This window comes from Thermogemmata fonticola, assembly GCF_013694095.1.
Classification (GTDB): domain Bacteria; phylum Planctomycetota; class Planctomycetia; order Gemmatales; family Gemmataceae; genus Thermogemmata; species Thermogemmata fonticola.
The window spans coordinates 187863-208085 of sequence record NZ_JACEFB010000007.1; the positions used below are offsets into that span (position 1 = coordinate 187863).

A 20223-nucleotide genomic window follows, 5' to 3' on the forward strand; every position below is an offset into this window, starting at 1 on the left:
ATCGGGGCGGGGAGGCGGTTTTGGCAACGTGGACGCTGGCCTCGGCGGAGAAAGGACAAGTGCGGATTCAGGGGGTGTAGGTTTGCCACCACCGCAGCCAGGGGTGAAGTCCCGGCGTTCGCTGCGTGGAGCGCACGGCGTCAGCGAAACGGGCCTTGTCATCCTCGGTATTGCGGTGAGGAACCTGGCGGACGAAGTCTAACAACTGCTCCGGGGAGCGCTTTTGGGTGCGCAAGTCTCTCATGAGATGGCTGCCGGCCCAGTACACAGTCAGAGCTTTCAGAACGGTTTGCGGCGGGCTGGTACTCCACAGGGGCGCCTGGGCTTCGTCCAGGAGCAAATCCACGAGGTGGCTCATTGCCGCCAGGTCTTTGTCGGGCACTTGCAGACGAATAGCGAGCCAGGGCTGGCCAGGAGCACGGGGGCGGACGTCGAGCCGGTAAGCGGTTCCTTTTTCCAGCACGATCCAATGTCCGGCGGGGGCGGGACGGGCGTCGGCGGCGTCGGTTTGCAGGGCAATGTTGGCCTGGCTTTTCTGGCGTTGGCGAGCGAAAAGGAACTCTTGATGGAGGAAAGCAGCGGCTCGGCGCCAATCGGGGCGGTCTTCCGCGACTTGGATGGTCACGTCCTCCTTGACCAGGGCATCGAAGCGGGCATCGTGATCCTTGAACGGTCCCCAGTCCGCGACGACTTGAGTTTGAGCGGCGGTAGCGACATAGCGATAGAGCGTGGCGGTCGCTTCCACCCCGATGCGGAACTCCTCAGCGAAGACCGCTTGCAAGGCCTCGGAATCGCGAAACGCGGGCTTATCCGGCCAGTGGTGCCAGAGGGCAAAGGGCAAGAGCCACTGGCCTTGGTATTCGGCGGCCAGCCAACGATGGTAGAAGCTCCAGCCTTCGATGCCGTTGCACCGCTCGTATTCCGTCAGCCGTTCCAGAGGCGTGCCTTGCAAAGCCTTGCTGCGCCGACGCAGAATCTCGGACCAAGTCCAAGCGGGCTGTTGCCCCAAACTCTGACCGCCGACAATGGTCCCTCGCTGGTCCGGGGGCAAGGACAAGGCAGCGGCGGTATCTTCCAGCCAGTCGTGGACGTAACCTTGGACCCCGGTGTAGAGGTCCGGTAACAATTCGGGAGGCTTCTGCGCGGTGAAAAAGCCCCGGTCCTTCATCAACTCGGCTTTCCGACCTCGGGCATAACGCCGCACTTCCCGGCTGGCACGCTCCACCGGCAATTTGTCCAGCAGCGGACGGACGGAAGCAGGAAGCAGATCGTCTGACGCCCTGGCGTTGCTCATCATCAGGAGCGGACTGTGGCTCATGCACAACGCATCCTGAGGATAATGGCTGGCCACCGAAGCCAGAAAACAGGCCCGTGGACCATCGCCCTGCCGCAACGCCTCGACCGCTTCGCGGACCAGCAGCAGCACGGCCCAGCGGCCATTCTCCCCTTGGGCAATGTCCCAGTCGTTCATCCGGTCCGGATAAACCCCGAAAGCGCAGTGGTCGGGATGGGAGCGAAAGGGTTCCGGAACCAAACCAGCGAGGGCCGGCATGCGGGACGCTTGGTCATGTGCTCGCGTCCAACCCCAGACCCAGGAGATTGTCCCGACCAGGACAACGGCGCAAGCCAGAAAACGGCAGGCAAGCATGCAGCTTCCTCCGGAAGTGGGTCAGCACTGCGAACGCTTGATCTCGCACCTGGCTACCGGTTCCGACGAACTAGCTCGGCGAAGCTAACGGGGCTAGATTTTGCGGCTTTGTAGACAAAGACGCTTCGCTGGGGGAAAGGTTCCTGTCCGGGGCCGGAATGAAAGGTGAAGGAGACTCCTGAAGTAGGGTGGGGATGTGCAGAGGCGGAGGAGGGAGGTCAGTTCTGTCCCTGGGGCTGAGTTTGTCCCTGCGGCTGGGTCTATGCCTGGGGCTGAGAACGAGAGAGGCGGGCGGATTGTAATTTTTACCAGGCGGCGGGAGGGGTGGGGCGCCGGTTGTAGTTATTACAGCGACGCTAGCGTCCGCTGATCTCTTCGCTACGTCTGGTGCGATCGGGAAGTTGCATCTGAGCCGCAGGAAAAGCGGCAGGTTTTTGGGGGGAGCCTTCCGCGCGCTATGCCCGGCACGCCAGTTGCCAGATAAACTTCTGACGCACGGAGTTGACAAGCCGATCGACAGGAAGTCGAGGGTTCCGGCGTCGTTACCACGGAGGTCAAGGGAATGACGCTGCGGTGGCTGGTGGTCGGGGCGGTTGCAACCGGGGTCGTGCTGCTGGGCGATGCCAGGGCGCACGCTGCCGTCTTTGAGACGCCGAACTTTCGTGTCGAAGCTCCCACGCCGGAATTGGCCCGCAAGTTTGGGGAAATGGCCGAGTTTTACCGGCGGCAGAAGGCCCTGGAATGGCTGGGGCGGGAAATGCCTCCCTGGCCGGAACGCTGCCTGCTCCGCGTGCGCGTTGAGCTGGGATCGGCAGGGGGCGCCACCACCTTCTCCTTCCATCCCCGTGGCGGCGTCGCTTCCCAACAGATGGAAATCCGCGGCGAAGTCCGGCAATTGCTCCACAGCGTCCTGCCCCACGAGATCACCCACACCGTCTTCGCCCATTATTTCGGGCGTCCTGTGCCGCGCTGGGCTGATGAAGGCGGCAGCGTCCTGTCGGAAAACGAAGAGGAACGCTTCCAGCATGACATCCGCTGCCGGGAAATCCTCAACGCCGGCCGGGCATACGTCCTGCGCACCCTCTTCCGCATGACGGATTATCCGCGGGACATGATCGTGGTCTATGCTCAGGGGTACTCGGTGACGGCGTTTTTGGTGGAGCGCGGCGGGGGCGGCCAGATCGGGCGGGCCAAGTTCCTCCAATTCCTGGCCCTCGGCATGCAGGGGAACGATCCCCGCTATCACGGTACGGTCGAAAGCTGGAACGAAGCAGTGCGGCGGATTTACGGCTGGGACTCGGTCGATGCCCTGGAGCGGGCCTGGCTGGAGTCGCTGCGGACTCCGCCGTCGCGGACCGCGGCGCGGGAACTGGGGAATGTATTCTCCGACCGCGGCGGCCACCTCACCGCCACGGCATCCACGGCGACAGGCCGCACTCCGCCTTCCAATCCCGTGACCGGACGCAGCGAAGTCCGCAGCAGCGCCCTGCCGGCTCTGCCTCTGCTCGAACCGCCCGTGCGGGCCATCCGCGCTGCCGCCCCGGACCACGAACCGCTCGAAACGGTCCCGCCGCGGGGAACACTTCCGCCGTCTGCAACGGTCCCAGCCCAGGGAGCGGTCCCACCGCAGGGAGCGGCTTCGCCCCTTTCACCCTACGGCGCGCGTCCTGCCGTCGTCCCGACGATGCCGACTTCCTGCCCGAATGGTGCCTGTCCGCCGCCGGTGCTGCTCCCGCCAGAGATTCCCGCTCCTGTTCGTCCTTGAGGCCTGTTCGTCCTTGAGGGGGGCCTTTGGGAAAAAGCGAGCCGTTCGGAAGAAGCGAGTTCTTCTCGAAAATCCCCCAGCTTCGGCGAAGCCAGCGGCGTCCTGTGTTGTTTCAGGCGGCTGGTTTCAGGCGGCTTCGGCGTTAGGTTCGGCTTCGGGACGGGCGAGTTGAGCAGGGGAAAAGAGGTAGCCCGCGGGGGCAGGGAGCTGGTGAGGTCCGACCGGTCCGTGGGCGTGGCCTTCCCAGGCGTGCTGGTGCAGAGCATCAAGGACGCGTTCGGCCAGGGCGAGGGCTTCCCGGCCATCCTGACCGCTGACGCGGGGCCGTTCCCCGGTGCGGACGCAGTGCAAAAAGTGCTGGATTTCCGCGGTGAGCATGTCCCCCTTGCGGTCGCCGTCAAGATGAAGGACCTGGAGGTAGCGGCCGAAGAGTTCCTCCTTGAGGCGGGCGCGGGCGGCGGCGTCGAGCTGCTCCAAGGGGATGCCGTAGCGGCGCACCTCCTCGCTGGGTTGGACCAGGATCAGCTTGCGCGTGACGAAGTCGATGCCGGCGTACCCTTCGGGCGCCCAGATGCGCAGGCGGCGCTTGGGATGGCGGGTGATGCGGCTGGCCGTTACGTGGGCGATGCAGCCGTTGGCGAATTCCAGCCGGGCGTTGACCATGTCCTCGTGCCCGCCGAAGACGGAGGCTCCCACCGCCGCCACGCGCTCCACAGGAGCGCCGACCAGGGTCAGCAGCAGGTCCAGATCGTGGATCATCAGGTCCAGGACCGCGCCGATGTCCGTAGAGCGGCCGGTGAAGGGGCCGTGGCGTTCGGCTTCGATGAATTTGGGGCGGATGGGCCGGCGGAGGAGTTCCTCGAAGGCGGGGTTGAAGCGCTCGATGTGCCCGACCTGGAGGGGGACGCCGGCGCGCTGGGCCAGGGCGATGAGGTGGTCCGCTTCGGCCAGAGTGCGGCAGATCGGCTTTTCCACCAGCACAGGAACCCCGGCTTCGAGAAAGGCGGCGGCCACCTCGTGATGATACACGGTTGGGGTGACCACATGCACCGCATCCACCTGGCGCAGAAGCGGCTGGTAGTGGGTGTAGGGGCGGGTGCCGAGACGTTCAGCGACGAGGCGGGCCTGTTCGGGATTGACATCCACCACGCCGACCAGTTCCACATCCGGCAGGTGGGCCAGAATGCGGGCATGGTGCTGGCCCAGATGTCCGACGCCGATGACAGCGGTGCGTAAACGGGTCATGTCAACCCCAGGATGATGGTCGCGGGATGCGGGAGCGGAACCTCCGGTCAAGCGGCCCAGGAGAGGGCGCGTGTCGCAGTCGGCCGGGCGATGGCTTGCCGTCCCTGTCCCAGACGCCGGGCCAGTTCCACGTTGAGGGTATGGCCGGACCGGCAGGCCACAATATGCCCGGCCAGGTCTTCGCCGAACAAGGCCAGATCGCCGATCAGGTCCAGGATTTTGTGCCGGGCCGGTTCATCGGCAAAGCGCAGGCGGTTGTCCACCGGACCGCTCGGACCGAAGACCAGAATGTCCGACGGTTGAAGATGCGTCCCGATGCCCTGTTCGCGCAACTGCTGGGCTTCCCGCACGGTGAGGAAGGTGCGGCAGGGGGCCACGTCCTGGAGGAAGACCGCGGGTGTCAGGCGGACGCTGAAGCGCTGCGGTGCGATGGGAGCAAACGGGCCGTAGTCGAGCAGGTAAGTCAGCCGCAGTTCGCAGCAGCCAGGCGGAGGCGGATGGAAAGTCAAGGTCGCGCCCTCCCGGCGGAGCGTGAGGGGCTGCGTGACACTCCAGATACGGCGCGGGCGGGGCTGAAGGATGCTGCCAGCGCTCAGAAGCAGGCGGGCATAATCGGCGGCGGAGCCGTCCAGGCCCGGCGGTTCCGGTCCTTCCAGATCGATGCGGCAGTTGTCGATGCGCAAGCCCGCGAGAGCAGCCAGCAAATGTTCGACCACGGTGACGCTGTGGCTGGAGCTGCTCAGGGTGGTACGCCGTTGGGTCCCCACCGCAGCGGAAACCTGAGCGGGAATCAGCGGGGCGCCGGGCAGGTCCAGCCGCCGAAAGACGATGCCGCTATCCGGCGGGGCTGGATGCAAGCTGAGGCGGACCGGCTGGCCGCTGATCAATCCCCGCCCCGTGAGGGCGGCACTTCGAGCCAAGGTGCGCTGCGCGCGTGTGGCCAGAATCTGCACGGTGCCTCCTTGCTATCCGTGGGCAGGCCGACGTTCGGAACTGTGCTCCCACCATCCCTGCGGGAGCGCACCGCTTGTCGGTCTCAGGGAATATCGGCACGGCGAACAGGGGAATTTACCCTGGAGCCATCCCGCCACGCTAGAGGAAAAAGGCCGGGGCGGCTTCCCGGATGACTCCCCGGCGTCCGAAACCACTCGGCCACGCTCCCACCTCAGCGCTGCGTCGGATTGGCGGGAGCGGAACCGCCCGTCGGCGTCACCCCTTGACCCAACGGCGGCAGCTTGTTCACATCCACGATGTTCCCCTGGGCATCCTTGGGGGGATACCAGGCGTTGAGCGTCTGGATTAACACCGGTGTCAAGTCCACTTGCCGGGCGACGTAGAACGGCTGGGCCGCCGACGGCTTGAGCTTTAGCTCCTTAATCATCGGGTTTTTCATCTCCTCAGCGGTGACCGCATCAGGATAGGCGAAAACAATGTGATAGCCGTTCATCTCAGCAGTTTTGTCCACTACCAGTTTAATTTCATCGTAAAGTTGCGAGATAATGGCGCTCGCCTCGTCGTTGAGGATACGGTTGACCTCGGCTTCGCGGTCCTGGATTTTGCGGCTCAGTTCGACCATCTGCTTGCCGATTTTGTCGCGCAGTTCCGCCACCTGCTGCTGCTGGTACTCTTGCTGGAGTTTGGCCAATTCCGAGCGCCAGACGAGGATGTCCTTGGACAGTTCCTCCCGCTTTTTGTTGAGGAGGTACACCTGGTATTTGGCTTTGCCGTAGTCGCGCATAACGGCGGCCATGTTGAAGACGGCGATGGTGGGCCGGGATGGAGCGGTTCCCTGGGGTGTGGTCGCGGGCTGCTGGCCTTGAGCCGGGACGCTCAGTCCGGCCAGTGCGAGGGCTGCCAAACCTGCCGCCAGTCGTCGGAAGAGTCGTATCACGCCGGGTCCTCCTGATACCAGCCACGGAGCGGTGCGCGGGAAAGGCGAGCCGCCTGTGCCCATTGGCCCGCTTTCCGCGAGGCCCAACCTGAGCGGACGTCCCCCGTGGTCGTCCCGCCTGGCCTCTCTGCTTCGGTGATCCGTGCCGTGGGTTCGGCGGAGATACCACCGGTGCTCCAGGCCGTCAACCCCGACGTGAAGCTGGCTCAGCTCGCGGCCCAGGAGGAATGCCCTACCGCTGCCGCCTGGCTTACCGCTGTGGCGGCCGTGTGGGTCTTGCCGCTGCCGATGCCGCTGGACCCCCAAGCGCTGGACTCGTTTCGCCCCAGCTCCGATTTGTTGGGCCAGCTCCAGGGCAAGAGCAGCGCCGCCGGGGAAGGAGGATGAGCGGAGGCGGCGATCGCCTGGGATTGATGGCCATCGGCGGGACCGCTAAAGTGATGCGCTCAGGGATGCGCTCCAAAGCGAAGGTGTGCTCCCCTGCGAAGAGGGGACTGATCAGGAGAGGGACGCGGGATGAGGCCGTGGTGGTGGCTGCTGGCAGGGGGTGTGGTGCTGGCGGGTCACGGTGTGGCGGCGGCGCAGCTTTTCGGCGGTTGGGCGGGGTTGTGCGATGAGCGTCCGGTGCTGTCGGGGCGGCATGCGTTGCATCAGTATCATGCGGTGCTGGGGGCGGCACGGTTGTGGCAGGCGGGGCAGAATGTTTGCTATGATCCGGCCTTTGAGGCGGGTTATCCGAAGACGCCGGTGTTTGACGAGGGCTGCCGTCTGGCGGAGGTGTGGTACTGGCTAGCGGGGGGGGAATATGCCGCGGGGGTGTACAAGTGGGGCGTGTGGGCTCTGGTGGCGGTGATTCCCGTGGCGGCGGCACTTGCCCTGTGGGGAGCGGGCGGTTCTCCGGCGGGGATGGTCGCCGCGGCTGTGCTCGCCAGTGTGTGGACCTGGTCCGCCCCCGTGCAACTGCTCCTGGCCAGCGGGCTGATCGACGGACTGGCAGCGGGTTTGGCCGCCCTGGTCTTCGTACCCCATCTCGTCCGCTTCAGCCAGACGCTGGACGTGGAGGCCTGGCTTCTCAGCGCCGCCGCCGCTGTGGTGATCTGGTACTGCCAGCCGTTGTTGTGGGTGCCCCTGGGGGTGTTCGTCTTCGTGCATTATCTGGCGATGGCCCCGCAGCGGGGATTGGCCTGGCACCTGGCCTATGCTGGGATCGCCTGCGCCGGGATTGTGCCGAACGCCTGGTGGCTGGCAGACTGGGGGAAGTACTGGTGGTTGCGTCCGGCGTGGGAAGGGGAGGGGGTCGGGGCGGCGTTTGCGGGCTGGTCCTGGGGCGGCGTGCCCGGTGGCAGCGTGGTGGCAGCGGCGGGCCTTCTGGCCGCGCTGCTAGGGTGGGCAGACCGCTGGCGCAGCGGCAGCATGATCGCATTGGCCGGCAGCCTCACAGCGCTGGCCGCCCGTGGCTTTTCGACCGGGCCGTGGCTCGATGCCGCCGGACAGCGCAGCCTGGAAGTGCTGAGTCTAGCTTGGGGTCTCTTCGGCCTAGTGGGGCTATTCGAGACCGCCTGCCGCCGCGGCGGGGGCTTTTTCCTCCTTGCTCTGACGGTTTATGCCGCTTTGCTAGCTCTGCCGTTCGTGGGTTCGCCCCAAGTTGCTGACGCCTGGTGGCCGGAACCGGCTTCGCCCTCCCTGCGTCTGGGTTGGACGCCCGTAGAGGAAGAGTTGCTGGGGCAGCTCCGTCAGCACACCCAGCCGACGGCCCGCATTCTCTGGGAGGAACGGGAACGGGAAGCGGATACCGCCTCGGCCTTGCTTCCCCTGGCGACCCAGCGGTGGTACATCGGCGGCCTGCACGCCTGCCTGGAGCACCGCTACTGTGTGTTGCGCGCGGGGAGTTGGCTGGGCCGGCCCCTCCGCCAGTGGAGCGACGCCGAGCTGGAACAGTGGCTCCGCTGGTTCAACATCGGCTGGATCGTGGCCCGCAGTGACGAGAGTCTGCGGCGCTGGCAGCGCTATCCCGGCGCCCGCCTCCTCTGGCAGCAGCAGGACGGTCAGGGGCCGCTGGCTTTGCTCGAAATCCCCCGTCCGCACTCCTACCTCCTCACGGGCCGAGCGGAGAAAATCTGGGGCGATTGCGACCGCATCGTCCTGGAAGAAGTGGTGCCGGATGAACAGGGGGCGGTGGTGCTCAGCCTGCATTATCTGCCGGGCTTACGCGTTTCCCCCAGCTATGTCCGCCTGGAACGCGCCCCGGAGCCGCAAGGACGCACCGCCGTGGACCTCATCCGCCTCCACCTGCCCGCCCCTGTCCCCCGCATCCGCCTGAGCTGGGACAACCCCTGAAACCCGCCGGAGAAGTCAGGCTTCGGCAGTTTGTGACACGGCACAGTCACTCCCGCCGGAAGCCTGGCCAGTTCCTCTGCCTCCCCTTGTCCAGGAACACCGTCGGGCGCGCGTGGCAAAGGCCGCCACTGGCTACCTACAATGAAGGCAACTCGGCAAGCGCGCGGACACCGCTGGCTGACTGCCCGGGAAGCGGAACGGTGCGGTTGCCGCCGTAAGTTTGGGGCAGTCCGGTTTTCCGTCATCAGGACTATGGGACTGGAACGGTCCGGCTGCCGCCGAAAGCGCCGCCGTAAGTTTGGGGCAGTCCGGTTTTCCGCTGGACGTTGGGAGTGGATCGCTGCCCACCTGCATCGGGGAGGAAGCTGCCTTGCCTGTGGACCACCAGCGCATTTGCAAAGCGGTGCGGGAGATTTTGCTTGCGATTGGAGAGGACCCGGATCGGGAAGGCTTGCGTGACACGCCGGAACGGGTCGCTCGCATGTATGCCGAGGTCTTCAGCGGCCTGCACGAAAATCCCGCCTTCCATCTGCGCAAAACCTTCGTCCAGAAACACGACGAAATGGTTCTGGTCAAGGACATTCCTTTCGCGTCGTTCTGCGAGCATCACCTGCTGCCGTTCATCGGCCTGGCCCACGTGGCCTATTTACCCAATGGCCGGATCGTCGGCTTGTCCAAGCTGGCGCGGGTGGTGGAGGTGGTCTCCCGGCGGCCGCAGGTTCAGGAACGGATGACCGAGCAGATCGCGGACCTGATCATGGAGCATTTGCGACCGCGGGGGGTGGCGGTGATCTTGGAGGCGGACCACACCTGCATGAGCCTGCGTGGGGTGCGCAAGCCGGGTGCGCGGACCATCACCAGTTCCATGCGCGGCGGCTTTCTGGAACATGCCGCCACCCGTGCGGAATTGATGGCCCTGGTCTTTGGCCGCGGCAGTTGAGCGCTTCCCTCCGCCGGGCCGAAGGTGGCGATCGCCTTTTCCCTGCCCTTTCCGCCGTGCTTTCTCTTTCCTGCTCTTTTTCCGTCCCGCTTCCTTCTGCGTTTCTCCCTGCGGGGAGGGTTGGAGGCGGGGGCGGGAGTTGCTAAGCTGGCAGAAACCGGCTTTGCACGAGCCGGGGGACTCCGCGGCGGGGACAGGTCCAGAGCGGACCGGTGGCGTGTCGCTGTGGCGCAAGCGTCAACAACGTTAGCCGAGGATTTGCGCGGGCTGTTCCGGGGGATGCTCCGCGTCGATGCGGTGGCCCGGCGGCTCTATGCCCGCGATGCCAGCATTTTCGAGGTGGAACCGCAGGCGGTGGCCATCCCGCAGGATGCGGACGACCTGGCCGTGCTGCTGAAATACTGCCAGGAGCACCAACTGCCGGTGACGGCGCGCGGGGCAGGGACGGGCCTGGCCGGCGAGAGCGTCGGCGCCGGGGTCATCGTCGACCTGAGCGTGCACTTCCAGGCGATCCGGCAGATCGCATCCGACAGTGTCACCGTGGAAGCCGGGGTGCGCTATGCGGCGTTGGCAGCGGCACTGGCGGAGCAGGGCCGGCGCCTGGCTCCCGACCCGGCCAGCGGCGACGTCTGTACCATCGGCGGGATGATCGCCACCAATGCCTCCGGTTCCAATCTTTACCGCCACGGCTACATCCGCGATTATGTGCAAGAGCTGGAGGTCCTCTGGGACAATGGGGAGTCAGCGCGCCTGATCAGTCCGGCGGCGCGCCCCTGCCCTCTGAAGCGCGGCGAGAGCGGGGAAACCGGGGTACGCCCTGCCGCCCCCCCTGCGGCGGAGGGACCCCGCACCGCGGACATTCGCCGGGGTGTCACCGAACTGCTCTCCGCCCATCGCCACCTGATTGCCTGCCGCCCCACGGCCACGCCGTATGACCGCTGCGGCTACCGCCTCGATGACGTCTGGACGCCTGCGGGGGTGGACCTGGCCCGCTTGCTCGTCGGCTCGGAAGGGACGCTCGGCCTTGTTACCGCCGCCCGCCTGCGCACCATTCCCCTGCCCGGCGGTTGCGCCATGCTCTTGCTCGGCTTTGCCAGTCTGGAAGCGGCGGTACGTGCCGGGAGCGACTGCCGCCGCTTTCCCCTCACAGCCTGCGATCTGCTCGATCAGCGTCTGCTTTCGCTGCGTCGCCGCCCTGCACATCCCGGCGCCTTGGCCATTCCGCCGTCCGTGGCCGCCGCCCTGCTGGTCACCATCGAAGCGGACAGTCCGGAGCAGGCCCTGGAGCGCGGCTGGGGTTTGGCCAACACCCTCTGTTCCGCGGCGGGAGCGGTACTGCTGGCGGAACCCTCCTGCGACCCGCAGCAGCAGGCGCGCATGCGGGCCGTGCGCCAGGAGGCGGTCCGCGGCCTCTACGCTCTCGGTCCGGGTCCCCGGCCTTTGCCCGGTATCGAAGACCTGGGCGTCCCCGCCGAAGAACTCCCCGCCTTCATCGCCGCTTTGCTCGAATTGCTCCAGCGCCGCGAAGTCACCGCCGCCCTGCTCATCCATCTGCTCACCGGTCAGGTCCACCTTCGGCCTCTGCTCGATCTGGAGCAGCCCCAGGACCGCGTCCGCCTCTGGACCCTCGCCGAGGAAGTCCACACTCTGGTCCTGCGCCTCGGCGGCACGGTCAGTACGCAGCATGGCGTCGGCTGGGCACGCACCCCTTGGGTCGAACGCCAGGTCGGACCCCTTTACCCCCTCTATCGTGAACTCAAGCGCATCTTCGACCCCCGCCATCTGCTCAATCCGGGCAAGATCGTCGGTCCGGACCCCAGCCGCGAAGCCTGGCCGCTCTACGAACCGCTGCCGCCACCGAACCCCCCGCCGCTTTCCGCCAATGGCCGCCGCCCTCTGCCTCTGGTGTTCGATGCTGCCGCTGCCGCCGAAGCCGCCCGTTGCTCCCGCTGTGGCGATTGCCGCACTCACCAGTTGCCCCAGCGCATGTGTCCCCTGTTTCGCATCGCCGAGCTGGAGCTGGCCGCCCCCCGCGCCAAAGCCGAACTCTTCCGCCTCCTGCACAATCATCCCCCGCGTCCGGAGGACCTCGACGCCCTCACCCAGATCGCCGATTGGTGCTTCCTCTGCGAAATGTGCCGCCTGGAATGCGACGTCCACGTCGATGTCCCGCGTCTGATGCTGGAACTGAAGGGGCAGTTGCACGCGGTAGAAGGCCCGCGCCGCTTTGAGTGGTTCCTCAGCCGCTTGGACTTCTGGGCCGCCTGGGGCAGCCGCCTGGCTCCATTGAGCAACTTCCTGTTGCGCCGCCGCCTGTTCCGCTGGCTGCTGGAAAAGCTCACCGGTCTGTCGCGCCACCGCCGTCTCCCGCGCTTCGCCCGTCCCTCCTTTTTCCGCTGGGCACGCCGCCAGGGTCTGACCGAACATCCGCCCGCCGCCGCCCGCGGACGCTTCGCCTACTTCGTCGATCTGTACGCCGCCTATCATGACCCCTCGCTGGCCGAAGCGGTTGTCGCTGTCCTGCGCCACCACGGCTCCGCCGTCTATGTCCCGCCGCGACAACGCTCCGCCGGGCTGGGACCCTGGAGCGCCGGCGACCTGGAAGCCTTCCGCGAACTGGCCCGCCATAACGTCCGCCTCCTCGCCGAATGCGTCCGCGACGGCTACCACATCGTTTGCTCCGAACCCACCGCCGCCCTGCTTCTCCGCCGCTATTACCCCCTGCTCCTGGACGATCCCGAAGCCCGCCTCGTCGCCGAGCACACCCAGGAGCTGACCACCCTCCTGGTCCACTGGCAGCAGCAAGGGCTGTTGCGCGAGGACTTCCAGCCCCTGCCCTGGCATGTGGCCCATCACACGCCCTGCCATCTCAAGGCGCTGGGCGGACCCGCAGCCACCGCGACGCTGCTGGAACGAGTGCCCGCCCTGCGGGTGGAGCCGCTTGAGGCCGGCTGCTCCGGCATGGCCGGCTTGTGGGGCCAGCACGCCGCGGCTCTGCCGTTGTCCCTGCAAGTGGCTCAGCCTTTGGCCGCCGCTCTAAGCGCCGCCCGTGCCACCCTCACCACCAGCGAATGCTCCGCCTGCCGCCTCCAGCTCCAGCACCTGACCGGCTATCGCTCCTTCCACCCCGTGCAGCTTCTGGCCCTGGCCTACGGCCTGCTCCCCGCCCTGCAACCCCGCCTCTCCCTCCCCCTGCCCCTCTCCCCCCTCCTTAGTGAGTGACTCTGCACTATCACCACCAGTGTCACACAATGCTACTTGACATTTATACGTCATGATCTAAAGAAACACTGAACAGAGTGATACTGGGGAAAATGTGGTCTCTAAGTTCAGTACTATTACCGCCTCTTCAGTCTGAAGTGGAATAGAAGAAGTGGAAGTACTCGACTTGGGGGAGAATAAATATGATGGCAGTCGCTTTTATAATCCATACAAATGTCAAACATAATATTATAATCATAGGACAAACATTTGGATTTATAGATTTAATTGTGATACATGTATTATATATATTGTTTATTGTACTTGTAATATCAATTATTTCTTTTTTTTCTTAATCTAATTCGTGAAAGTATTTGTTGGATAATCAAATCTAATGAAATCATCGAAAATTTGCAGTATTTGTCTAGTAAATTGAGCAGTGAAATGAATGAAGTCAGAAAAACGTTGTCTCAAATATCATCTGAACAGCGAGAGATGCGAAAAGAATTTCAAGACAGACTTTATGGCTTAGCAGAAATCAAAATAACAGAGATCAAAGAAAGATTGGAAAATATATCATGTGACTTGCACAAAATTATATATAAATTAAAGAAAATAAATATAAAAATTATGCATTATGATAAGACTAAAGAGATTGAAAATTCAGATAATAAGTATAAAACAGATTCTAATTCAAATCATAATAGTGATGATGTAGCGAAATGAAGTGCCGCTGCTTCCGACGGGCCGCTTCAGGATGGGTCGAAGAGGGTGGGAGGTGAGGCGGACGGAGGGGGCGAGGAAGGGGGCGAGGAAGGGGTGGCGGGGGGGAGTTTGCCCAGGGCGCGCCAGGCGCGGGGGGTGGCGATCCGACCGCGGGGCGAGCGGATGATGTACTGCTCCCGCAGCAGGTAGGGTTCGATTTCGTCGGCTAAGGTGTCGGCGGCGAGATTGAGCGTGGCGGCCAGGGCTTCCACTCCGGTCGGTCCGCCCCCGAACAGTTCGATGAGCGTCTCCAGATAGCGCCGGTCGTTTTTGTCCAGTCCTTCCGGATCGACTTCGGCCATGTCCAGGGCGGCGCGGGCGATGTCGGCGGTGATGACTCCTTCGTGGCGGGCGGCGGCGTAGCTGCGGGCCCAGTAGAGGCGGGCGTTGGCGATGCGCGGCGTGCCTCGGCTGCGCCGGGCCAGCTCCTCGGCGGCCTCCGGCGTGATCGGCGTTTGCAGCTTGGCTGCGTTGACCCGGATGATCTGCGCCAGCTCCTCGACACTGTAAAACTCCAGGTGCTCATGCATCTTGAAGCGGTCGCGCATTGGGCCGGAGAGCAGGCCGCTGCGGGTCGTCGCCCCGATCAGGGTGAAGCGCTTCAGGCGCATGGTGATGGTGCGGGCGTGCACCCCTTCCCCCAGCACGATGTCGATGCGGTAATCTTCCATCGCCGGGTAGAGGAACTCTTCGACCACGCGGGGCAGGCGGTGAATCTCGTCGATGAAGAGGATGGCCCCTTCTTCCAAATTGGTGAGGAAGGGGAGCAGGTCGGCGGGTTTGCTCAGGGCCGGGCCGCTGGTCATCTGGATCGAGGTGCCTAGCTCATTAGGCAGGACCGTGGCGAAGGTGGTTTTGCCCAGTCCAGGGGGTCCGTCGAAGAGGATGTGGCCGAGGGGTTCGCCGAGTTTCTTGGCCGCAGCAACGGCGACGGCCAGACGCTCCGCCACCTTGCGCTGGCCGATGACTTCCCGCAGCCACTTGGGACGCAAAGCGGCATCTCGCCGCCGGCTCTCCTCGTCGGTGCCGCTGAACCGGCTGCCGACGGCCCCACCGCTGCCGGCGGCACTCCCGGCGGCACTCCCCGCTCCTCCCAGCACTCGTTCCCGTGCCATCGCCTCTCTCCCTGCGGGCCGTTCCGCTTTCTCCTCCATCCGCTCCCGCCGTGCGCCTCCCTCGGACTTTCCCATACTCGCTCCGCCGCACGGAGGGCAAGACCGGCTCCCCTCAGCCCAGCCGCTCTTGTCTCCATCACCATCATAAACCCAACCAGACGGACAGCGCAGGTCGGTGGTGGACTTTTCGGGCTTGGCCAAGAGGAGTGGTCATCCATCATCAACCGGGCGACGCGGGACAGACCTGACGGCCTGGGCGGCGCAGGTTGGCCGTGGACTTTTCCGGCTCTTGACAGGACCGTCGGAAGAGGCGGGACGAACGGATCGCTCCCGTTCTCCGGGAGCCGCTGCCGCTCGGAGGAGTCGGATTTTCTCGGAGGGGACGCTCACTTCTTACGATGGCGAATGCGCGAGCGCATCCGGCGCTTCTTCCGTCCCACTTTGCGTCGGCCATTACCCCGGCGTCGAGCACCCATGCGATTCCCTCAATGATGAAGCTTCCTCACCTTCCGCCTTCGCCGGCGCTTCAGAGAGCGTTCGGGCTGGCGGCCCCGCGGAGCGGCTAACCCCCCATCTCCTGAGGAGGAAACCAAGCCTGCCGCCATCCGCTTCGGACAGCTCCCTTCCGCGCTGTCTCTCTCTACGGGGCACGTAGAGGTCGGCGTCTGTCTCTCTACGGGGCACGTAGAGGTCGGCATCTGTCTCTCTACGGGGCACGTAGAGGTCGGCGTCTGCCTTTCTACGGGACCATTAAAGTAGGAAGCGCCACCGGCCCGCGGCAACCCACCCCTGTGTTACCCTCAACTTGGGTCCGATGCTAAACTCGCAGCTTGACTGAGGCAAACTCCCCACGGTACTATCAACCGTAGTGGATGCTCGCCAGTACGATGAAGTCGAAGCCTCAGTGCAGCAAAGGAGGGAGACGGAGGGTCAGAAGTATGCCGTTGAGCATAAAGGTTACACTTCCCAAGTCGCAGGCGCCGGTTTTCCCGGATCGTTGTGTGGCCTGCGGGGTGGAATCTCCCGGCGCTGTCTATCGCCTCCGTGCTAGGGCCATCGGTTGGTGGACCCTGCTGTCCTGAGGTTCCCTCTGGTGTTTGGGCCGGCAGTTGACTGTGGAGGTGCCGGCCTGCGAGCTTTGCCGTCGGCCGTTGCGTCGCCAGTGGTGGCTGTGCCGGCTCCTGGATGTGGGGTGATCGCCATCGGGTTGGCCGCTGCCGGGAGTCTGCTCCAGTGGTACAAGGGACCGTTGAAACGGTGGCTGGTGATCGGGATCGTTCTCGTTTTCCTGATGCCGTTGGCACTGTGGGAGACGTTCTTCCCCCCGCCGTTCGATATCACGGTGTGCTCAGACACGGTGGACTATGAGTTCCGCGACCCTGACTGCGCTGTGGAGTTTGCCGCCCTCAACCTGTCGGAGCCGACGGAGGCCAGCGAAGCGGAAGACGGCAGCGGGGGACATGCCCGCTTCCTGAAATTCACAATTCGCGCAGTTCCTGCTATGGTGGAACGGAGGGGTACGGATGGGAGTCTATCAGAAAAGGAGGTACGCACATGACCAATATGGCGAAGCGGTGGCACTACGTTACCGGTGGGCAGCGGTACGGACCTGTGAGTGATGCCGAGAGCGGGGGCATCGGTCTGTATCTGTTGGTGTTCAGTGGGATGGGCCTCGCTGGGGTCGCGTGGCTCCTGGCCGGTCCAGCGACGGATGAGGGCTAACTCTCCCACCGGCGGTGGACCAGGCGGCTTGTGGGGGGCGGGGTATGGCGGCCTTGGCGTATATCATCGTCCTCGTGGGTCTGTGGCTCCTGGTGTCAGCATTGCTGAACTGGGAGTGGTATGAGAGCATTCTGGAGTTTCGGCTAGCTGAGGCTTTTTTGGGGGAGGATTCCGCCCGCTGGCTTTGTGGTGTCAGCGGCGTGGTCCTGATGGGGATGGGGATAGCGTTACTGCTCGAGATGGAGTAGTTCGTCGGCCAAGCTCAGGGCGGCGGCGGGGCGGCGGAAAGCGGGCGGCCGGCGAGCCGAGAAGAGAGGGGGACCAGCGGAATGTGAGGCCAGCGGCGGACGGTAACAGACAGGGGGAAGACTGTCCGCATTGCCGTAGCTCATCCGTTATTCTGGGAAAGGCCGCTCCCGGTGGGGGTAAGGGGGAGTTGTTTCGTTTCAGCAGCCGGGGCGTGTGGCAATACCGCGGTCGAGAATCGCCTCGGGGCGGTTTCCGGCGGCCGAGCCAGATCGTTCGTTCAGCAGCGGGGACGGTGCGTGATTTCCGCGCATTCGGGCGGCAACGTCCGGCGGCCCGGTGGCGCCACCGGGCCAGGCTTGTTTGTTGTTTCGTATCACCTCACTTGAGGGGGAGACCCATGGATCGCCGAGAAATGTTGGGCTGGTTGGGGGCAGTGGGTGGGGGGTTGGCCGCGGGCGGCCCTTCCCTGCAAGCGGCGGATCATCCAGATCGGAAGGAGGCCAAGGGGGGGGCGGCAGGCCCGATGCACGGCCCGCATGCCCACTTCTGCGGCATCCACATCGCCAAGAAGGACCCCAAGTTGCAATGGATTGTCCAGCACTACTGCACGGCCCACAGCGGCGCAGACCATGACGAGGCCATGTTCCAGTGTATTCTCTTCGACTCCACCGAGAAAAATGCCAAGCTGCTGGGAGTGGAATACATCATCACGGACAAGCAATACCGCAAGCTGCCGGACGAAGAGAAAAAGTACTGGCACCCGCACACCTATGAGGTCCTGGCCGGCGGCCTCATCGCCCCGGGCATGAACCCCGACGAGGAGATGAAGTTCATGAAGGTCATCCTCACGACCTGGGGCAAAACGTGGCACACCTGGCCCGATCCCCGCACCCCGGTTCCGCTCGGCGAGCCGCTCCTGATCTGGGCCTTGACCGGCGATGGCCAAGCCGATGAAAAGGTGATCGCGGCCCGGGATCGGCAGTTCGGAGTCTCGACCGCCAAAATCCGCGAGCAGCGTTCCCAGGAGATCGGTTGGGAGGTCCCCCAGGTGTCGCTGCCGAAATCGCTCCATGCGGTGGGCCGACAGTGGACCAATGAGGGGGAAGACAAGCCGACCCGAAAGAAACGGTGATCCAGGGCGGCCCGCCGGCGATGACCCCGGCTCGGCCCCACCCGCCACGGCAGCGGCGAGCAGCGGGCGGCAGCACCTAGCTGGGCGTGGGGCCGGGCGAAGTGAGAGTCCCCTCCTCGCTCATCCCGCAGCGGACCAGGGCGGAGCGGGGAGCGGCGGAACGGGCTTGGTCCGCAGCAGGAGGGTGTCTCATGCTGGAAGGTCTCGATCAGATCGATTGGACCTCACTCCGCCACGCCTATGGACAGGCCAGCGACGTGCCGGGCTGGCTGCGCGCCCTGCTCTCCCCCAATGCCAAGGTGCGCCAAGAGGCCATTTACGAGCTATTCGGCACCATCTACCACCAGGGTACCGTCTACTCGGCGTCGGCCGCCGCTGTCCCCTTCCTCTATGAATTGCTGACCGCCCCGAATGTGCGAGACAAATCGAGCATCGCCTGCCTGCTGGCCAGCATTGCCGACGGGGCCGGGTACCTGGAGGTCCACGCCGTCGATGACTTCGGCGAGCAGACCTGGCGAAAGATTCTCGCTCAGGAGGGCAAGACCCTGGAGGAGGAGCTGAAGCAAGAAGCGGCCGAGGTCCAGGCCGTTCGCCGTGCGGTGGCGGCGGGACTACGCCACCTCCTGCCTTACCTCAGCGACAGCGAACCTGAGACCCGCTACTCAGTGGCGGTTGCCCTGGGCAACTACCCGGAGCATGCCGGATGGTCCCTGCCTGCCATCGAAGCGGCGCTGGCCTCGGAATCCGACAAAGAGGTGCGACAAGCCCTGGCCCGGAGCCGGGCGCGGCTTGTCCAAAGCTCTGCCCAGGGAAGCGCCCGATAGAGCCAAGCTCAGGGCGGCGGCGGGGCGGCGGAAAGCGGGCGGCCGGCGAGCCGTGGAGGGGGGCCTTGAACCGGCTCGCTCGGCGGAGGGAGATGCAACGATGCTTACGGCAGAGGCGATGCTGGTTGCATTCCTCGGCTTCTCGTCGATCGCCGGGCTGACGTGGTTTTTCTCGTCTCGGCCGCGGTGGTACCTGCGGGTGTTTGTGCCTCGGGATGAATGGCTGGAGGGGGGACGCTGGGCGTTCCGAGACGACTTCCGCAGGGATATGCAGCAGATGGCGGGGCTACAGTTCGGAGTGGGCTGCGTGTTCGGATTGGTCGGGCTATGGCTGGGTCTTTGAGGACGCACAAAGCACCAGAGGCTGAATTGGCGCTGCTTCTGGTCCGGCGGTGGGACGAGCGCTTCCTCTCTGCGATGTGTTGACTGGAGCCGATGGGTTGGAGCCGATGGGCTAGAGCCACGGTGGGGCGGAATCCCCTCTGTGCTCAATGGCATCACATGGTCAATTCCGAACGGAGGTCCGCGTTCTAGCGGTTTCGGAACAGGGAGAGGCGGAGGAAAGCCAACAAGAGGCAGAGGCGAAACTATGGTTCACGTCGAGATACAACGTTGTCCGCATTGCCGGGCAGAAATTGATGTTCGCATTCTCGGCGTGTGCAGCCGTCTGGGTCCCTCGCGCCAGATGTGCTATCGGTGCGGCCAGGTTTGTTTCACAGACCGCCGGGAATGGCGGTTCATGACCATCTCCGCCCGCCTGCGCTATGGATTTTGGTCCCTGATGTACATCATGGTGGGAGCGACTCTAGGCGGTGGATATTTCCAATGGTCGGTCCAACTCATCGGAGTCGGTTTCCGCCAGGGGTGGATGGTGGACTTCAGCGAGCCGCCTTTCTGGATTGGCTTCGGCACGGGCTTCATCGTCGTCGGATTGGTGCAGGTCCTGCGGGTGGCGGCATCCATTCGCCGGGTGCGAGGATGCCAGGACGAGACCGAGGAAATCCCCTCTGTGCCGCCTTCTGTTTTGCGGTGGGGCTGGCACCTTCCTGTCCTAGCGCTCGTGGCGATTCCGCTGTTTGTGTGCGGGATAGTGGCACTCCTGCGAGACTTTGGGCGGTGAGGTGCCGTGTGGCCGCGGGGCAGCAGGGGCATGCCGGATAAACCGCTCGGCCAGGGACGCCGGGTGATCCTCTGCGCAGAAGTCCGCGATCCGAAAACCTTTCCACGACCATGAGGCGGGATGCTCATCCTGCTCCTTGGGGTCTCGCTGTTCGGTCCTGGCGGCAGGGGATAGCGGCCTCCTGGGCCGCCTCTGGGCTTTCCATCGCTTCCGTTCCCCGAGACGCAGCGTCTCAGGGGGCTGGGACGGTGGGACAGCCTGGGACCGGC

General features: G+C 64.7%; 19 protein-coding genes. 13 read left to right on the top strand and 6 right to left on the bottom strand.

Features of this window, described 5'->3' with window-relative positions; all coding sequences use genetic code 11:
- Positions 1–67 precede the first annotated feature (67 nt).
- The gene (locus tag H0921_RS11275) at positions 68–1648 is read right to left on the bottom strand and encodes a phospholipase C/P1 nuclease family protein (RefSeq protein ID WP_194538183.1); all 1581 of its coding nucleotides are present in this window, start codon (positions 1646–1648) and stop codon (positions 68–70) included.
- A gap of 562 nt (positions 1649–2210) precedes the next feature.
- Between H0921_RS11275 and H0921_RS11280 the strand changes: the two genes are divergently transcribed.
- Entirely contained in the window at positions 2211–3413 is a 1203-nt protein-coding gene (locus H0921_RS11280; protein WP_194538184.1) for a hypothetical protein, read from the top strand.
- A 126-nt stretch (positions 3414–3539) separates the two neighbouring features.
- On the opposite strand, the gene H0921_RS11285 is transcribed toward H0921_RS11280, so the two are convergent.
- From H0921_RS11285 to H0921_RS11295, 3 genes are all read right to left on the bottom strand, one after another.
- The gene (locus H0921_RS11285; protein WP_194538185.1) at positions 3540–4658 is read right to left on the bottom strand and encodes a Gfo/Idh/MocA family protein; all 1119 of its coding nucleotides are present in this window, start codon (positions 4656–4658) and stop codon (positions 3540–3542) included.
- A 47-nt stretch (positions 4659–4705) separates the two neighbouring features.
- Complete coding sequence (locus H0921_RS11290; RefSeq protein ID WP_194538186.1) at positions 4706–5611, bottom strand: UDP-3-O-acyl-N-acetylglucosamine deacetylase; 906 nt, start codon at positions 5609–5611, stop codon at positions 4706–4708.
- Between the two features lie 212 nt (positions 5612–5823).
- Positions 5824–6549 carry an OmpH family outer membrane protein gene (locus tag H0921_RS11295; protein ID WP_194538187.1) on the bottom strand — a complete coding sequence of 242 codons (726 nt, stop codon included), beginning with the start codon at positions 6547–6549 and terminating at the stop codon, positions 5824–5826.
- A 105-nt stretch (positions 6550–6654) separates the two neighbouring features.
- On the opposite strand from H0921_RS11295, the gene H0921_RS11300 reads away from it, so the two are divergent.
- The 5 genes from H0921_RS11300 (at position 6655) to H0921_RS11320 (ending at position 13753) form a co-directional block, all read left to right on the top strand.
- A complete protein-coding gene (locus tag H0921_RS11300; protein WP_194538188.1) occupies positions 6655–6936 on the top strand; it encodes a hypothetical protein in 282 nt (93 codons plus the stop codon).
- 129 nt (positions 6937–7065) lie between these two features.
- Positions 7066–8886, top strand: a complete 1821-nt coding sequence (locus H0921_RS11305) for a hypothetical protein (protein ID WP_194538189.1) — start codon at positions 7066–7068, stop codon at positions 8884–8886.
- A gap of 370 nt (positions 8887–9256) precedes the next feature.
- Positions 9257–9826: a GTP cyclohydrolase I FolE gene (gene folE, locus H0921_RS11310; RefSeq protein ID WP_228499433.1), complete on the top strand. Its 570-nt coding sequence runs from the start codon at positions 9257–9259 to the stop codon at positions 9824–9826.
- 225 nt (positions 9827–10051) lie between these two features.
- Positions 10052–13048, top strand: coding sequence for an FAD-binding oxidoreductase (locus tag H0921_RS11315; RefSeq protein WP_194538190.1), 2997 nt, complete (start codon positions 10052–10054; stop codon positions 13046–13048).
- Between the two features lie 423 nt (positions 13049–13471).
- On the top strand, positions 13472–13753 hold the full coding sequence (locus H0921_RS11320; RefSeq protein ID WP_194538191.1) for a hypothetical protein: 282 nt from the start codon (positions 13472–13474) through the stop codon (positions 13751–13753).
- A gap of 26 nt (positions 13754–13779) precedes the next feature.
- On the opposite strand, the gene ruvB is transcribed toward H0921_RS11320, so the two are convergent.
- A complete protein-coding gene (gene ruvB, locus H0921_RS11325; protein WP_194538192.1) occupies positions 13780–14907 on the bottom strand; it encodes a Holliday junction branch migration DNA helicase RuvB in 1128 nt (375 codons plus the stop codon).
- Positions 14908–16099: 1192 nt separating this feature from the next.
- Here ruvB and H0921_RS11330 point away from each other — a divergent pair.
- Genes H0921_RS11330 through H0921_RS11340 form a run of 3 tightly spaced genes read left to right on the top strand, consistent with a single transcriptional unit; the run spans position 16100 to position 16877 of the window.
- Positions 16100–16465, top strand: coding sequence for a hypothetical protein (locus H0921_RS11330; protein ID WP_194538193.1), 366 nt, complete (start codon positions 16100–16102; stop codon positions 16463–16465).
- Positions 16462–16629, top strand: coding sequence for a hypothetical protein (locus tag H0921_RS11335; RefSeq protein WP_194538194.1), 168 nt, complete (start codon positions 16462–16464; stop codon positions 16627–16629). Before H0921_RS11330 ends, H0921_RS11335 begins: the two co-directional genes overlap by 4 nt.
- Before the next feature lie 44 nt (positions 16630–16673).
- Positions 16674–16877, top strand: a complete 204-nt coding sequence (locus H0921_RS11340; RefSeq protein WP_194538195.1) for an Imm17 family immunity protein — start codon at positions 16674–16676, stop codon at positions 16875–16877.
- On the opposite strand, the gene H0921_RS11345 is transcribed toward H0921_RS11340, so the two are convergent.
- Positions 16857–17021 (bottom strand): hypothetical protein, encoded by a 165-nt coding sequence (locus H0921_RS11345; protein WP_194538196.1) that lies wholly within the window; start codon positions 17019–17021, stop codon positions 16857–16859. The two genes, H0921_RS11340 and H0921_RS11345, sit on opposite strands and share 21 nt — an antisense overlap.
- Positions 17022–17275: 254 nt before the next feature.
- Here H0921_RS11345 and H0921_RS11350 point away from each other — a divergent pair, with 254 nt between their 5' ends.
- The 4 genes from H0921_RS11350 (at position 17276) to H0921_RS11365 (ending at position 19954) form a co-directional block, all read left to right on the top strand.
- Positions 17276–18010 (top strand): DUF1264 domain-containing protein, encoded by a 735-nt coding sequence (locus H0921_RS11350; protein WP_194538197.1) that lies wholly within the window; start codon positions 17276–17278, stop codon positions 18008–18010.
- Positions 18011–18201: 191 nt separating this feature from the next.
- Entirely contained in the window at positions 18202–18834 is a 633-nt protein-coding gene (locus H0921_RS11355; RefSeq protein WP_194538198.1) for a HEAT repeat domain-containing protein, read from the top strand.
- A 100-nt stretch (positions 18835–18934) separates the two neighbouring features.
- Positions 18935–19177, top strand: coding sequence for a hypothetical protein (locus tag H0921_RS11360; RefSeq protein ID WP_194538199.1), 243 nt, complete (start codon positions 18935–18937; stop codon positions 19175–19177).
- Positions 19178–19423: 246 nt separating this feature from the next.
- Positions 19424–19954, top strand: a complete 531-nt coding sequence (locus H0921_RS11365; protein WP_194538200.1) for a hypothetical protein — start codon at positions 19424–19426, stop codon at positions 19952–19954.
- Positions 19955–20223 lie beyond the last annotated feature (269 nt).